We start from the raw sequence: 16895 nt of genomic DNA, 5'->3' as shown, positions 1-16895 counted from the left end.
TTACACCCTGAAAACTGAATCCGAAACTCCATTGCGTCCTATTCTTAGGATAAGCCCTCGACCGATTAGTATTGGTCAGCTCCATGCATTACTGCACTTCCACCCCCAACCTATCTACCTCGTCGTCTTCAAGGGGTCTTACATACTGGGAAATCTCATCTTGAGGGGGGCTTCACGCTTAGATGCTTTCAGCGCTTATCCCTTCCGTACATAGCTACCCAGCGGTGCTCCTGGCGGAACAACTGGTACACCAGCGGTACGTCCATCCCGGTCCTCTCGTACTAAGGACAGCTCCTCTCAAATTTCCTACGCCCACGACAGATAGGGACCGAACTGTCTCACGACGTTCTGAACCCAGCTCGCGTACCGCTTTAATGGGCGAACAGCCCAACCCTTGGGACCTACTTCAGCCCCAGGATGCGATGAGCCGACATCGAGGTGCCAAACCTCCCCGTCGATGTGGACTCTTGGGGGAGATAAGCCTGTTATCCCCAGGGTAGCTTTTATCCGTTGAGCGATGGCCCTTCCATGCGGTACCACCGGATCACTAAGCCCGACTTTCGTCCCTGCTCGACTTGTAGGTCTCGCAGTCAAGCTCCCTTCTGCCTTTGCACTCTTCGAATGATTTCCAACCATTCTGAGGGAACCTTGGGGCGCCTCCGTTACTCTTTAGGAGGCGACCGCCCCAGTCAAACTGCCCACCTGACACTGTCCTCGTACCGGATCACGGTACCAAGTTAGAACCTAGATACGATCAGGGTGGTATCCCAAGGATGCCTCCTCTCAAGCTGGCGCTCAAGTCTCTTAGGCTCCCACCTATCCTGTACAGATCGTACCCAAATTCAATATCAAGCTGCAGTAAAGCTCCATGGGGTCTTTCCGTCTTGTCGCGGGTAACCTGCATCTTCACAGGTATTAAAATTTCACCGGATCTCTCGTTGAGACAGCGCCCAAGTCGTTACGCCATTCGTGCGGGTCAGAATTTACCTGACAAGGAATTTCGCTACCTTAGGACCGTTATAGTTACGGCCGCCGTTTACTGGGGCTTCGGTTCATAGCTTCGCCCCGAAGGACTTACCACTCCCCTTAACCTTCCAGCACCGGGCAGGCGTCAGCCCGTATACTTCGCCTTGCGGCTTCGCACAGACCTGTGTTTTTGCTAAACAGTCGCTTGGGCCTTTTCACTGCGGCCCCCTCGGGCTATTCACCCTACCGAGGCACCCCTTCTCCCGAAGTTACGGGGTCATTTTGCCGAGTTCCTTAACGAGAGTTCTTCCGCGCGCCTTAGAATTCTCTTCTCGCCTACCTGTGTCGGTTTGCGGTACGGGCACCTTCTCCTGGCTAGAGGCTTTTCTTGGCAGTCTGAGATCATGACCTTCGCTACTACAATTTTCGCTCCCCATCACAGCCCAGCCTTACGATGTGCGGATTTGCCTACACATCAGCCTCACTGCTTAGACGGACATCCATCAGTCCGCGTCACTACCCTACTGCGTCACCCCATTGCTCATAACGGATTACGGTGGTACAGGAATTTCGACCTGTTGTCCTTCGACTACGCCTATCGGCCTCGCCTTAGGTCCCGACTTACCCTGAGCGGACGAACCTTCCTCAGGAACCCTTAGGCTTTCGGCGGATCTGATTCTCACAGATCTTTTCGTTACTCATACCGGCATTCTCACTTGAATGCAGTCCAGCGCTCCTTACGGTACACCTTCAACCCGCATTCAACGCTCCCCTACCCCTGATACCTAAGTATCAAGCCATAGCTTCGGTGGCGTGTTTAGCCCCGTTACATTTTCGGCGCAGAGTCACTCGACCAGTGAGCTATTACGCACTCTTTCAATGGTGGCTGCTTCTAAGCCAACATCCTGGTTGTCTGTGCAACTCCACATCCTTTCCCACTTAACACACACTTGGGGACCTTAGCTGATGGTCTGGGCTGTTTCCCTTTCGACAATGGATCTTAGCACTCACTGTCTGACTCCCGGAACTAAGTCTATGGCATTCGGAGTTTGACTGAGCTTGGTAACCCTTGCGGGCCCCGCACCCAATCAGTGCTCTACCTCCACGACTCTTATTCCGAGGCTAGCCCTAAAGCTATTTCGGGGAGAACCAGCTATCTCCGGGTTCGATTGGAATTTCTCCGCTACCCCCACCTCATCCCCGCATTTTTCAACATGCGTGGGTTCGGGCCTCCAGTGCGTGTTACCGCACCTTCACCCTGGACAGGGGTAGATCACCCGGTTTCGGGTCTACGTCCACGTACTAAGTCGCCCTATTCAGACTCGCTTTCGCTGCGGCTTCAGCTCTTCACCTTAACCTTGCACGGGAACGTAACTCGCCGGTTCATTCTACAAAAGGCACGCCATCACCCATAGATCGGGCTCTGACTTCTTGTAAGCACACGGTTTCAGGATCTATTTCACTCCCCTTCCGGGGTGCTTTTCACCTTTCCCTCACGGTACTGCTTCACTATCGGTCGCCAGGGAGTATTTAGCCTTGGCAGATGGTCCTGCCGGATTCATACGGGGTTTCACGTGCCCCGCACTACTCGGGATCCGTCTCGGAGGGAACAGGTTTTGAATTACAGGGCTTTTACCTTCTCTGGCGGGCCTTTCCAGACCTCTTCATCTAACCGGTTCCTTTGTAACTCCATGTGAGACGTCCCACAACCCCAAGGAGCAAGCTCCTTGGTTTGGGCTAATCCGCGTTCGCTCGCCGCTACTGACGGAATCACTATTGTTTTCTCTTCCTCAGGGTACTTAGATGTTTCAGTTCCCCTGGTATGCCTCTGTTCTGCCTATGTATTCAGCAGAAAGTGACTGTCGATGAAGACAGCCGGGTTTCCCCATTCGGACATCCCCGGATCAAAGCTTGCTTACAGCTCCCCGAGGCTTTATCGTTGTTCGCCACGTCCTTCGTCGGCTCCTGGCGCCTAGGCATCCTCCGTGTGCTCTTTGTAGCTTAACCTAGACTTTTCTTTCATAGAAAGAAAATGTCGATGTTCGATAAAGAGTGATTTTTACCAAAGGCAAAATATCTTTCCTTACCTGCTACCTTTATTTCACTTGTTTACACAAGATCAGCGTAAAGGAATATTCTAAAACGCAATTTCGTTTCGGTATCCAGTTTTCAAGGTGCAATTTCATCCGGTTTTAATCCCGGAAGAAGATCATATCAAATTCAGAATCACTTGACTACAAGTATATTCTGGAAACGATACTTGAGAGTTTGAACTCTCAAAACTGAGCAACGAGTGAGTCGTTTTTGAAGCTTACGCTTCATATTTGAATGTTTCCGTTGCAGGAAACGATTCTCCATAGAAAGGAGGTGATCCAGCCGCACCTTCCGATACGGCTACCTTGTTACGACTTCACCCCAATCATCTACCCCACCTTCGGCGGCTGGCTCCCTTGCGGGTTACCCCACCGACTTCGGGTGTTGTAAACTCTCGTGGTGTGACGGGCGGTGTGTACAAGACCCGGGAACGTATTCACCGCGGCATGCTGATCCGCGATTACTAGCAATTCCGACTTCATGCAGGCGAGTTGCAGCCTGCAATCCGAACTGAGACCGGCTTTTCTAGGATTCGCTCCAGATCGCTCTTTCGCTTCCCGTTGTACCGGCCATTGTAGTACGTGTGTAGCCCAGGTCATAAGGGGCATGATGATTTGACGTCATCCCCACCTTCCTCCGGTTTGTCACCGGCAGTCTGCTTAGAGTGCCCAGCTTGACCTGCTGGCAACTAAGCATAAGGGTTGCGCTCGTTGCGGGACTTAACCCAACATCTCACGACACGAGCTGACGACAACCATGCACCACCTGTCTCCCCTGTCCCGAAGGAAAGGTCTATCTCTAGACCGATCAGGGGGATGTCAAGACCTGGTAAGGTTCTTCGCGTTGCTTCGAATTAAACCACATACTCCACTGCTTGTGCGGGTCCCCGTCAATTCCTTTGAGTTTCAGTCTTGCGACCGTACTCCCCAGGCGGAATGCTTAATGTGTTAACTTCGGCACCAAGGGTATCGAAACCCCTAACACCTAGCATTCATCGTTTACGGCGTGGACTACCAGGGTATCTAATCCTGTTTGCTCCCCACGCTTTCGCGCCTCAGCGTCAGTTACAGCCCAGAGAGTCGCCTTCGCCACTGGTGTTCCTCCACATATCTACGCATTTCACCGCTACACGTGGAATTCCACTCTCCTCTTCTGCACTCAAGCTCCCCAGTTTCCAGTGCGACCCGAAGTTGAGCCTCGGGATTAAACACCAGACTTAAAGAGCCGCCTGCGCGCGCTTTACGCCCAATAATTCCGGACAACGCTTGCCCCCTACGTATTACCGCGGCTGCTGGCACGTAGTTAGCCGGGGCTTTCTTCTCAGGTACCGTCACTCTTGTAGCAGTTACTCTACAAGACGTTCTTCCCTGGCAACAGAGCTTTACGATCCGAAAACCTTCATCACTCACGCGGCGTTGCTCCGTCAGGCTTTCGCCCATTGCGGAAGATTCCCTACTGCTGCCTCCCGTAGGAGTCTGGGCCGTGTCTCAGTCCCAGTGTGGCCGATCACCCTCTCAGGTCGGCTACGCATCGTCGCCTTGGTAGGCCTTTACCCCACCAACTAGCTAATGCGCCGCAGGCCCATCCATCAGTGACAGATTGCTCCGTCTTTCCTCCTCTCCCCATGCAGGGAAAGGATGTATCCGGTATTAGCTACCGTTTCCGGTAGTTATCCCAGTCTGATGGGCAGGTTGCCTACGTGTTACTCACCCGTCCGCCGCTAGGTTGTTGTAGAAGCAAGCTTCCACAACAACCCCGCTCGACTTGCATGTATTAGGCACGCCGCCAGCGTTCGTCCTGAGCCAGGATCAAACTCTCCATTAAAGACCAACCGAAGCTGGTTTATAGAAAGAGCGATTCGCTCATGTTGAAACTGACGAGATAAAATATCTCTTTTGCACTCCGATTTCATACAACCTTACGGTATGCACCGAAATCTTCGCGGTTGATTTTGCGAACAAAATCATTTACTCACTCGTTGTTCAGTTTTCAAAGATCAAACATTTCTTTTTCGCTTCAGGGTTTCTTTCATCCCCTCAGCAACTTTTATAGTATATCATGTATCTCTCAGTCGTGTCAACACTTTTTTTGAAAGTGTTTTTCGCTTTATTTGATAACACTTGAAGCGACAAGAAATAATATATCATACTTTTATTATATCATGCAACTGTTTTTTCAAAAAAACTTACTTAAGTAACAATACACTCTATATATATCTCTCTTTGAAGCATTAAGTTAATGATTTCCCCGTTTACCTGCACCAACGGACGAGTCGGATGGTCTCGATCAGCAAATATAATTTCCCCTATACGGTTATCATTGAGACGCACCTTGGTTCCATTATTGAATTGAGTGAGCTTTTGAATGAAAACCTGTACAACACCCGGGTCCAGCTTACCAAATGATTCTGATTTGATTTGCTCCAGTACCAGATATGGAGATTGCGCTGGTCGGTAGGTCTTCTCCAATGTCATGGCGTGGAATACATCAGCCACTCCAACGATTTTAGCGTAAATATGGATTTGCTCCCCTTTGAGTCGCAACGGATATCCTGTACCATCCACTTTCTCATGATGCTGAAGAGCTGCCAAACGCACCCCTTCATTAATGGCCTTCACATTTTTGAGTAACTGGTAGCCTAATGACGTGTGCTGGCGAATTTCTTCCTGCTCCTCCCACGTTAATTTAGAGGGCTTGTACAGGATGGCCGGGTCCATTTTAGCATTACCAATATCATGGAGCAATCCGGCAAAAGCAACCTGCATCCAGTCCTTTTGAGGCAAGCCAATCCATTGGGCAATAGAATACGAAGTCAGAGAGGTTAGTACCGCATTGTGAAAAATATAATCAACTTCAATCATGGCACGCGGAGTACTTGTCATTACATTATAGCGCTGGATGTATACCAGTAAGGCTTCCAACTGTCCCCGCAACTCATATATGGATAGATTAGATACGAGTACCGATTGGAATGCATTTTTCACGAGCATCACCATTTTGTCGTACTCTTCCTGAAATAAAACGGACTCATCCCGCTCCTCTAATGAAGGGGATTGCGCTTCAGGCGCTCCAGCTCGAGCAGTAGCATGATCTGCACCAGCTTTTGCCGAACCATCAGGCCCTACTTCTACTTGCTGGATCAGGAACGCTTGTAAAATCTCCAAATCACGCGGTAGCAGAATACGGCCCTTCGGAAGCAGCAAGCTGCCCATTTCAGTAAATACGTCGCTTTGCAATCTAAGTCCTGCTTTTAATTCGGATACGGGTACTGTTGTCATGGTCAACCTCTCTGTTCTCATAACAGCAGCTCCAGCTGCCAGTTTTTATTATGTCATTATATTACTTGAACCTGCTCCTGTACATTCATTTTATATGATTTGCAGCATACTTGCTGTATTCATCTGTCGGCAATAGAAAAAGACTCCCTGACCCAATGGCCATGGAGTCTTCCCCGTCATTTAAAAACCAATACCACTGTTTATTTTGGTGGATTGTTATTTGTCTTCAGAAGGCTCCGAATCGTTACCTTCTGCATTTTCTACATCCGTGCCAAGAGCTGAATCAACTGGTGAATGAGATTCACCCTCACCGACTTCTTGGTTAGCATCCTGCTCCTCGAGCAGTTCACCGAGTAATTCATCCTGCTCCTCATTCTTGTTTGCCCGACAAACAGTAGCAACTGAATCATCTTCGCGGATGTTGATCAACCTTACCCCTTGTGTATTCCGACCCATCGTGGAAATTTCCTCCATGCTGGTCCGAATCAAGGTTCCGCTGGCTGTAATGATCATTAGATCCTCTTCGGTTTTTACAACCTTGAGGCCGACAACCGGGCCATTTTTATCTGTGACGTTAATCGTCTTGATCCCCTTACCTCCACGGCCTTGGATACGGTAATCCACTACAGGAGTACGTTTGCCATAGCCTTTGGCCGTTACGATCAGGATATCCAGGCTGGTATCAACAATATCCATGCCTATTACAGCATCACTCTTATCAAGAGTAATACCTTTAACCCCGGTAGCACTACGGCCCATGGAGCGTACATCGCTCTCAGGAAAGCGAATCGACATGCCTTGCGCCGTACCGATGATCATTTCTTGCTGTCCATCGGTCAGCTTCACTTCGATCAGGGCATCATCTTCACGCAAGTTGATAGCGATCAGACCACCCTTGCGGATATTAGCATAGTTATCAAGCGGTGTTTTCTTGATAATCCCTTGCTGAGTAGCAAAGAACAGATAGCTGTCCTCTACAAATTCCTCAATTGGAATGACCGCATTGATCGACTCGCCCTGCTCAATCTGAATTAGGTTAATGATCGGTGTCCCACGGGCTGTCCGGCTTAGATCAGGAATCTCGTAAGCCTTAATCCGATATACCTTACCCTTGTCGGTGAAGAATAACAAATGATGATGTGAATTCGTAATGAATAGATGCTCTACGAAATCCTCATTCTTGGTGTCCATCCCCACTACACCACGACCGCCGCGTTTTTGACTACGATAAGTAGTCACGGGAAGACGTTTAATATATCCGGTATGGGTTACAGTAATGATAACATCCTCACGCGGAATAAGATCCTCATCCAGAATGCTCTCTTCACCCACTGTGATTTCAGTACGGCGCTCATCTGCAAAACGTCCTCTCAGCTCATTAAGCTCATCGCTGATAATGCTGAGTACCAGATGCTCGTTGGCCAAAATTTCACGGTATTCCGCAATTTTTTGCAGCAACTCATTATATTCGTTCTCAATCTTCTCACGCTCCAAGCCGGTCAGGCGTTGCAGACGCATATCAAGAATCGCCTGAGCCTGTTCCAGAGACAGCGAGAAGCGCTCAATTAATCCTTCGCGTGCCGCTTCGGCAGTTTGTGAGGAACGAATCAGTGAAATAACCTCATCCAGATGGTCGAGGGCAATACGCAAGCCTTCCAGAATATGTGCTCTGGCCTCAGCCTTTTTCAGATCAAATTCTGTCCGACGACGAATAACTTCAACCTGATGCTTGAGATAATGATACAGAACATCTTTGAGGTTCAGAATCTTCGGCTCGTTATTTACAATCGCGAGCATATTGATGCCGAAAGTGGACTGCATTGCCGTATGCTTGAACAAATTGTTCAGAACAACGTTCGGGTTCACATCCCTGCGCAACTCGATAACGACACGCATACCCGTACGGTCCGATTCATCCCGCAGATCGGTAATGCCTTCAATACGCTTCTCGCGTACTAATTCAGCAATCTTTTCGACCAGACGAGCCTTATTGACTTGGTAAGGCAACTCATGCACGATAATCCGTGCTTTATTGCCAATCTCTTCTATAGTAGTCTTGGCACGCATGGTCACAGATCCGCGACCAGTCTGGTACGCCTGACGAATGCCCGACCGCCCTAAGATATAACCTGCTGTCGGGAAATCGGGCCCTTGAATATAATCCATCAGTTCCATTGGAGTAATGTCAGGGTTTTCGATTAGTGCTTGTACACCATCGATAACCTCTCCCAAGTTATGGGGAGGAATATTGGTTGCCATTCCGACTGCAATCCCGCCGACACCGTTCACCAACAGATTAGGATAACGTGCAGGCAACACGACTGGCTCGCTCTCTTCACCATCGTAGTTTGGCATGAAATCAACGGTCTCTTTGTTCAGATCACGCAGCATTTCCATTGCAATCTTCGATAATCGTGCTTCGGTGTAACGCATCGCAGCCGCCATGTCTCCATCAACGGAACCGAAATTACCGTGTCCGTCCACGAGCATATAACGCAAGGAAAAATCCTGCGCCATCCGAACCATCGTATCGTATACGGCCGTATCACCATGTGGGTGATATTTACCGATAACTTCACCGACGATTCTTGCTGATTTTTTGTAAGGCTTGTCTGGCGACATGCCCAGCTCGGACATCGCGTACAAAATACGACGGTGTACCGGCTTCAGTCCGTCCCGCACATCAGGCAAGGCACGGCTGACAATAATACTCATGGCATAATCCATAAAGGATTCGCGCATTTCCACTCCGATATCCCTATTGATGATTTGCGAGTTATTTTGATCCGCCATGCTGGTCCTCCTTCTCGTCCTTCATTCATTGCTCTCTATGTGAAAAGCCTAACAAGATACTGCCTATATACTCCGCTCTGTAAGCAGGATTTTGGCTGAAATCCTCATCTGTATAATTATATTACTTTCACAAAAAGAGCACAATTAAACGCATCTGTCCGCTTTACAGCGTAAATCTCTCAGAGATTGCCCTTCTGTGAGCAGCAGAATGACCCAGGCATCTTACGGCTCACAGGTCCTGATCATGACAAATTCCCCCGAACTGGGGATTAGCCCCCACCCTAAAGGCCTTTTCCACATACAATACGTATACGGTCAGGGCTAACTGAGCACAATTCCGAAAAAACGCCGTATTCCTCTATTATATCATTGTTTTACGCACTTGTCCTTTAGTTTCCCTTGTTTTGTTAAGCGTTTTGAATTCCATGGAACATGACTTACATTTTCAAAAGAAAGGGATGAGAATACTTGTCTATTCAACGAGTATCCAGTAAGTGGACCAAAACAAATATCATTCTCCCCAATCCGATGTTGTCCGCTTATGTACCGGAAACACGTTTGTATGCAATGGAGCACTTGAATGAAATGTTGGCAGTGTACGGAACCGTCTATATTAAGCCGGATAACGGTACTTATGGGAAAGGGGTTATGCGTGCAGAGAGACTCACTGAACCGCTTCCGCCGACTGAAGAAGGAATCATCGAGGAGAGAACGTGGTACATCCTTCGTTATGAGGTAGAGACCCACACCTTCGAAAACCTGGAGGACCTGCATAAAGCAGTTTCTAACCGCATACGGAAGCGCCCTTATCTAATTCAACGGGGAATTCCCCTTCTTCATCATGATGCGTGTCCCTTTGATCTACGGGTATTAACACAGATGAACTTGAGGAAGCACTGGGAGACGACGCTTATCATAGGACGCGTAGCTGCTCCTGACAAAGTCGTCACCAATCACCACAGCGGGGGCTCAGTGCGCTTTTACAATGAATTGTTAGCTCCGTATCTGGATGTAAAGGAAGCGGTACGGCTGGAGCAAAAATTATCAAAAATGGGCGAGCGGGTAGCTTGGCAGCTGCAAAAAAGATATCCCCGTTTGAGGGAAATTGGATTGGATATAGGACTGGACCAGCAAATCTATCCGTGGATTTTGGAGGTGAATACGAGACCAGCGATTAAAGTGTTCTCTTCCCTGCCCAACAAAAGCCTATATCATAAAATATTCAGATATGCTGTAGGTTACGGCCGTTACACAGCATCCACGGGTAAGCCTGCACGCGCTAAGAAAAAGGCGTAAGGTAAGCTTTGATATTAAATATTCAAATTCTCCCCGACGGGTTAATGACAAGAAAAGGGACGCTCAATCTGAGCGCCCCTTGGTAAATTCCCTCAAAATCCATCAATGCAAGCAGTTAATACAGCCGCCCATGATGGAATAATGCAAATTAAAAATCAAGATTTTTCACGTACTTGGCGTGCTCCTGAATAAAGTCGCGACGCGGTTCAACATTATCGCCCATTAGGGTATCGAACAGCGTATCAGCCAGCATGGCATCACTGATGGTAACTTGAAGCATTGTACGGCTCTCAGGGTCCATTGTCGTTTCCCACAACTGGGTCGCGTTCATTTCACCCAAACCTTTATAACGCTGTACGTTGTACTTCGCATTTTCTCCGAATTCGCTGATGATAGCATCACGTTCCGCTTCAGAGTTTGCATAACGTACGACCTTATTGCGCTCTACCTTAAACAGCGGCGGCTGAGCAATATAGATATAGCCGGCGTCAATAATTTTACGTAAGTACCGATAGAAAAATGTCAGCAACAGCGTCCGAATATGAGCTCCGTCGACGTCCGCATCGGTCATGATAATGACCTTGTGATAACGAGCTTTAGCAATATCGAAATCGTCGCCAATCCCCGTTCCCATAGCCGTTACCATTGACCGAATTTCATCACTCGACAAAATACGATCCAAACGTGCCTTCTCGACGTTCAGAATTTTACCGCGAATCGGCAAAATAGCCTGAAAGTGACGATCACGGCCTTGCTTGGCCGATCCGCCCGCTGAATCGCCTTCGACGATGTACAGTTCGCTAATCGACGCATCCTTGGAAGAACAGTCTGCCAGCTTACCTGGGAGGGAACTGATTTCCAGCGCACTTTTACGGCGAGTCAGCTCACGCGCTTTACGTGCAGCCTCACGAGCACGGGCTGCTTGTAATGATTTATCAACAACGCGACGGGAGACAGACGGATTTTCCTCCAAAAATTCCTGAAGTTTCTCTGCGAACAGAGATTCGACAATCCCGCGCACCTCACTGTTACCCAGCTTCGTTTTGGTCTGACCTTCAAACTGTGGCTCCGGGATTTTGACGGAGATAATCGCTGTCAGTCCTTCACGCACATCGTCACCCGTCAAGTTAGCGGTGTTGTCCTTGATAAAGCCATTTTTACGCGCATAATCGTTAATAATCCGTGTCAATGCGCTCTTGAAGCCAGATTCATGCGTTCCGCCTTCATGGGTGTTGATGTTGTTGGCGAAAGAATAAATATTTTCGGTATAGCTGTCGTTATATTGCAGCGCAACTTCGACTTGAATCATATCGCGCGATCCTTCGACATAAATCGGCTGCTCATGTAGCGCTTCCCTTTTCTGATTCAAAAATTGCACGTATTCACTAATTCCGCCCTCGTAGTGGAACGTATCACTGGCGCCAGTCCGTTCATCGGTCAAGCTAATCGCAATTCCTTTGTTCAGGAAGGCCAACTCACGAATCCGTGTTTGGAGCGTATCATAGTCATATACGGTCGTTTCTGTAAAAATTTGATCGTCCGGGTAGAATGTCGTTTGGGTACCGGTTTCGTCCGTGTCGCCAATGACTCTGACATCATACTGGGGAACACCGCGGTGGTATTCCTGCTCGTACAGATGTCCATCCCGTTTGACGTGAACGATCATTTTGCTGGAGAGGGCGTTTACTACGGATACACCAACACCGTGCAGACCTCCGGATACCTTGTACCCTCCGCCTCCGAATTTACCACCTGCGTGAAGTACAGTCATAACTACTTCCAGCGCAGATTTTTTCATTTTGGCGTGTTCGCTTACCGGAATACCACGTCCGTTATCTGTAACGGTAACGCTGTTATCTTCGTGAACGACAACTTGAATGCTGTCACAATAACCTGCCAGCGCTTCGTCAATGCTGTTGTCCACAACTTCCCAGACCAGATGATGGAGCCCTTTGGCACTGGTGGAGCCGATATACATCCCGGGACGTTTCCGAACCGCCTCCAGGCCCTCCAGGACCTGAATCTCACCCGCATCATAAGACGGTTGATTCATAGACATGCCTTTCACCTACTTCTATAGATTCTATGGTTAAGCATTGGCAACAAACTGGTTTGCCCGCTTTTTGAGAGTTGTTGAGGAGATGGGGGAATAATACACCGTATTTTGAGTCACCACGATGGACTTGGCTTCCTCTTCACCAATCATCTCGACATGCTTTTGCTGTTGGGCGTGGTTCACGTACTGCTTGGAGATTTTAGAGGATTTTTTAATCGAGATATCGAAAATAGCCACAAGCTCTGACGAGCGGATGATTTTTTCTCCACCCAGATGAATATACATAGCAGTCACTCACTCCTTAGTGTTCCACATGCCCGTCGTGGACGTGATAAATGCTGGCATCCTTGAGTCGTTCTGCATTCAAGGTCTCAATGCCGGTTGCCGTGATAAAGGTTTGCACCTTGCTCTGGAAGGTCTCGATCAGTTGGGTCTGACGGTAGGGGTCCAGTTCGGATAGAACATCATCCAGAAGCAGGACAGGATATTCACCAATTTCCTCATGGATTAATTCAATTTCAGCCAGCTTCAAGGACAGGGCCGTCGTTCGCTGCTGCCCCTGAGAGCCATACGTATGCACTTCCCTGCCGTTAATGGCAAAGGCCAAATCATCACGATGGGGCCCCGCCAAAGTCATACCACGGCGGATTTCCTGTTCCCTCATTTGGGATAACTTTATCATAAATCGCTCCAATAAGACAGCTTCATCTTCTTCCTCCGGCTCACTGAAGGAGGGAACATAAGTTAATTTTAACTCTTCAGTACCTCCCGCGATCCCTTCATGAATGGCCTGAGCCCACTTTTGCAGCTTTGTTATAAATTGTTTCCGCTTTTTAACAATTTTAACACCGTGCTCAACAAGTTGCTCATTCCATACCTCCAGCATGAGCTGTACGGAAGCCATATCTTTGCCCCATGCTTGCTTGAGTAGGTTGTTACGCTGGACCAGCACTTTCTGGTATTGCTGCAAATGGTACAGATATCCCGGAGCAACCTGTCCAATTTCCATGTCAAGAAACCGGCGGCGTACCCCCGGTGTTCCTTTGACGATTTCCAAATCCTCAGGTGCAAACATAACGACATTCAGCGAACCAATAAAATCGCTCAGCTTTCGCTGCTCTAGGCCGTTGATCTTCGCTTTTTTCCCTTGTGTGGATAACGACAGATCCAGCCTGATTTTTCCGTATTTTTTATCCACATCCGCAGCCAGATGAGTGGAGGTAGCCCCGAAAGAGATTAACTCCTTGTCGCGCGACGTCCGGTGGCTTTTGGTTAAAGCCAGGACAAAAATCGCCTCTACCAGGTTCGTTTTGCCCTGCGCATTTTGTCCGATCAGCAAATTAACGGGCCCAAATTCATTCAGTTCCAGCTGTTCATAGTTCCGGTATTGCTGCAAAACAATATTGTTCACAAACACATAGGGTCCCCCTTGTTACTCCGCACCTAAAAGGAGTCCTTGCCAACCAGGCGATCATGCTCCTGCCGTAATCTCGAAACTTCCGTTGTCCTCTACTTCTACGATATCGCCCGGGTACAGTTTTCTTCCGCGTCGTTCTTCCTGCTCACCGTTGACACGAACTTGTCCCTCCTGCAACAGAGCTTTGGCCATTCCTCCTGTAGAAACACAATCGGCTAATTTTAAAAATTGATCGAGCTTGATGTATTCGGTCTGTATAGATATCCGTTTCAAGGCTTATTCATCCTTTCGCTTGTTTTCGGGTGGGTAACGCTAGACGTTAGTTGGTGGTGCGATATGGCAGGATGATGTACAGCGCATTGCTGGAGTCCGCCGGTTTTAAAATGATCGGGCTCATAATACCGGTAAAAGCAATCGTCAGCTGCTCGCTGTCAATCACCTTCAGCACATCAAGCATATATTTCGAGTTGAACGAGATTTTGAGCGGCTCTCCCTCAAATTTGGAGACTGTGACTTCCTCACGCACTTTACCCAGCTCGGAGGAGCTGGAGGAAATCTCCAGGCCACCGTTTTCCAGCGACTGCATTTTTACAATATTCGTTTTTTCCTCACGAGACAGCAAATAAGCACGGTCGATGGATTCGCTCAAACTTTTTGTATCCACAATCAGTTCTGTTTTGTAGGAGGTTGGAATAATTCTAGAAGTATCCGGATACGTTCCGTCCAAAATGCGGGAATAAAACAGAACCCGGTCAATTTTGAATAGTACCTGGTTGTCTGCTACGACGATATCCACAAGCATATTTTGGTCCGGAATAATTTTGCTCAGTTCGTTCAACGTTTTACCTGCAATGACAACATTGCTGAAGCGCAAGCCTTCGGACGTTTCCAAACGGGCGCTGCGGGTGGCGAGGCGGTGGCGGTCTGTTGCTACAAATTTTAATTCGCCCTCAGCCAAATTCCACAATACCCCTGTCAAAATAGGTGTCGTTTCGTGAGTGGAAATGGAGAAAACCGTCTGTTTGATCATGTTTTTGAGCAAATCTCCTGGTACAGAGATAACCTGATTTTCTTCAATGCTTGGAAGCACCGGGAATTCCTCAGGGTCCAGACCCACAATCTGAATTTCGGTTGCACCGGATGAGATGAAGGTTTGGAAATGGTCTTTTACCTCCATGCGGATCTCCTGAGACGGCAGCTTCTTGATAATTTCGACAAAGAACTTGGCTGGCAGTACAACACTTCCCGGTTGTTCGACCTGTACGACGGTTTGGTCACCATCCTCCATCGGAATAAAGGATTGAATGGAGATGTCAGTATCGCTGGCAGTCAAGGTTACTCCCTGATGATTCACATCCAGCTTAATACCGCTCAAAATCGGAATCGTGGTCCGGCTTGATATGGCCTTGGATACATGTTGTATAGCCTCGTTCAATACGTTTTTCAAAATGCTGATCTTCATAAGTTCCTCCTACGGGTTTTAATCCTTCAAGCACGCGTTGACGCGGGCCTTATTTAGGTGATGTATATCTTTAAAATCTATTAGTAATAGTAATAGGCGCACTGAATATGTGGATAAGTCGGTGTAAGCCTAATAAAATCAAGCCTATACACATGTGTATAAGTTGTGTATAGGCTCTGAACTTGTTCAGGTTGGATTTTTGATTTTTTCGATTAGGCTGTTGATAACTTTGAACAGCTCCTGATCCACTTGAATGGATTTGGAGATTTTTTCGTGCGCATGAATGACAGTTGTATGGTCGCGTCCGCCAAAGGCTTCTCCGATTTTCGGCAAGGAATAGTCGGTTAGCTCGCGGGACAGGTACATAGCGATCTGCCGTGGAAAAGCAACAGCCTTTGTCCGCTTGCGTGCTTTGAAATCCTCCAGGCGCAGATTGTAAAATTCCCCGACTTGGTGCTGTATATCCTGAATGGTAATCATTTTAGGACGACTGGAAGGAATAATGTCCTTTAACGCCTCGGCCGCGAGATGACTTGTCACATCCTGATTGGTCAGGGAGGAATAGGCGACAACGCGAATCAGCGCCCCTTCCAGCTCACGGATGTTCGTATCAATCTGGTTAGCAATATACATCATGGCTTCATTGGGAATATCCAGGTTTTCCGCTCTTGCCTTTTTCCGAAGAATTGCAATTCGCGTTTCCAGATCCGGCGGCTGAATATCCGTAATCAATCCCCACTCAAAGCGGGAACGCAGCCGTTCCTCCAGTGTTGGAATCTCTTTAGGCGGACGATCGCTTGAGATAATAATTTGTTTGCGTTCCTCATGAAGCGCATTGAACGTGTGAAAAAATTCCTCCTGCGTCGACTCCTTGCCTGCAATAAACTGAATATCATCAATGAGCAAAATATCAATATTGCGATATTTGTTCCGGAAGCTTTCCCCGCGGTTGTCCCGAATAGCATTAATGAATTCGTTAGTGAACTTCTCCGACGACAAATACACGACCTTACTGGCCGGGTTGTGTTCCAAAATATAATGCCCGATGGCGTGCATCAGATGCGTTTTGCCCAGACCTACGCCGCCGTACAGAAACAGCGGGTTGTAAGCTTTGGCCGGCGCCTCGGCGACGGCCAGCGATGCTGCATGGGCAAAACGGTTCCCCGATCCGATGACGAACGTATCGAATGTATATTTGGGATTCAGCATATGGGAAACGGCTTCTTCATGTACGACCGGCTGCTGCTGAGGTTGTTGCTGAAGGTCGAACTCAGCTGGCTTGTTCTCTTCAATGACGAACTTGACCTCCAGCTGCTTGCCCAAAATTTCATAAACCGTTGCCCCGACTAGCTTGGTATAGCGGCTTTCAAGCCATTCCACGGCAAAAGTTGTTGGTGCGGAAATCACAATGGAGTGGTCATTCAGTTTCGCTGCCTTGGTAGCCTTAAACCAAGTGTCGTAACTCGGCTTACTCAGCTTGGTTTGTATGATGGATAGAATTTGCTGCCATAGTTCAGAGGTATGGCTGTCCAC

Annotated in this window: 9 protein-coding genes and 2 rRNA genes; 1 reads left to right on the top strand and 10 read right to left on the bottom strand. The window is 48.3% G+C overall.

The features are described from left to right. Positions 1 to 45 precede the first annotated feature (45 nt). The 4 genes from AC0WRU_RS00055 to gyrA all read right to left on the bottom strand — a co-directional run bounded on the left by AC0WRU_RS00055 (position 46) and on the right by gyrA (position 9131). A 23S ribosomal RNA gene (locus AC0WRU_RS00055) occupies positions 46 to 2973 on the bottom strand. Between the two features lie 353 nt (positions 2974 to 3326). Continuing rightward, a 16S ribosomal RNA gene (locus AC0WRU_RS00050) occupies positions 3327 to 4884 on the bottom strand. Together the 16S and 23S rRNA genes form the textbook arrangement of a ribosomal RNA operon. 365 nt (positions 4885 to 5249) lie before the next feature. After that, the gene (locus AC0WRU_RS00045; RefSeq protein ID WP_476126768.1) at positions 5250 to 6338 is read right to left on the bottom strand and encodes an HD-GYP domain-containing protein; all 1089 of its coding nucleotides are present in this window, start codon (positions 6336 to 6338) and stop codon (positions 5250 to 5252) included. Positions 6339 to 6554: 216 nt separating this feature from the next. Continuing rightward, positions 6555 to 9131 (bottom strand): DNA gyrase subunit A, encoded by a 2577-nt coding sequence (gene gyrA, locus AC0WRU_RS00040; protein WP_476126767.1) that lies wholly within the window; start codon positions 9129 to 9131, stop codon positions 6555 to 6557. A gap of 468 nt (positions 9132 to 9599) precedes the next feature. Between gyrA and AC0WRU_RS00035 the strand changes: the two genes are divergently transcribed. Further along, positions 9600 to 10427, top strand: coding sequence for a YheC/YheD family protein (locus AC0WRU_RS00035; protein ID WP_476126766.1), 828 nt, complete (start codon positions 9600 to 9602; stop codon positions 10425 to 10427). Between the two features lie 148 nt (positions 10428 to 10575). Here the strand turns inward: AC0WRU_RS00035 and gyrB are convergent, their stop codons facing one another. From gyrB to dnaA, 6 genes are all read right to left on the bottom strand, one after another. Beyond that, positions 10576 to 12486, bottom strand: a complete 1911-nt coding sequence (gene gyrB, locus AC0WRU_RS00030; protein ID WP_476126765.1) for a DNA topoisomerase (ATP-hydrolyzing) subunit B — start codon at positions 12484 to 12486, stop codon at positions 10576 to 10578. Between the two features lie 30 nt (positions 12487 to 12516). Continuing rightward, on the bottom strand, positions 12517 to 12768 hold the full coding sequence (remB, locus tag AC0WRU_RS00025; protein WP_025683679.1) for an extracellular matrix regulator RemB: 252 nt from the start codon (positions 12766 to 12768) through the stop codon (positions 12517 to 12519). Between the two features lie 16 nt (positions 12769 to 12784). Next, on the bottom strand, positions 12785 to 13900 hold the full coding sequence (gene recF / locus AC0WRU_RS00020) for a DNA replication/repair protein RecF (RefSeq protein ID WP_025683680.1): 1116 nt from the start codon (positions 13898 to 13900) through the stop codon (positions 12785 to 12787). A 54-nt stretch (positions 13901 to 13954) separates the two neighbouring features. Then, complete coding sequence (yaaA, locus tag AC0WRU_RS00015; protein WP_025683681.1) at positions 13955 to 14173, bottom strand: S4 domain-containing protein YaaA; 219 nt, start codon at positions 14171 to 14173, stop codon at positions 13955 to 13957. A gap of 46 nt (positions 14174 to 14219) precedes the next feature. Continuing rightward, positions 14220 to 15362: a DNA polymerase III subunit beta gene (gene dnaN, locus AC0WRU_RS00010; protein ID WP_025683682.1), complete on the bottom strand. Its 1143-nt coding sequence runs from the start codon at positions 15360 to 15362 to the stop codon at positions 14220 to 14222. 186 nt (positions 15363 to 15548) lie between these two features. Next, positions 15549 to 16895 carry a chromosomal replication initiator protein DnaA gene (gene dnaA, locus AC0WRU_RS00005; protein ID WP_014279007.1) on the bottom strand — a complete coding sequence of 449 codons (1347 nt, stop codon included), beginning with the start codon at positions 16893 to 16895 and terminating at the stop codon, positions 15549 to 15551.

Source organism: Paenibacillus sp. 1-8 (genome assembly GCF_056316205.1).
This window is presented reverse-complemented; position numbering and strand designations above follow the sequence as displayed.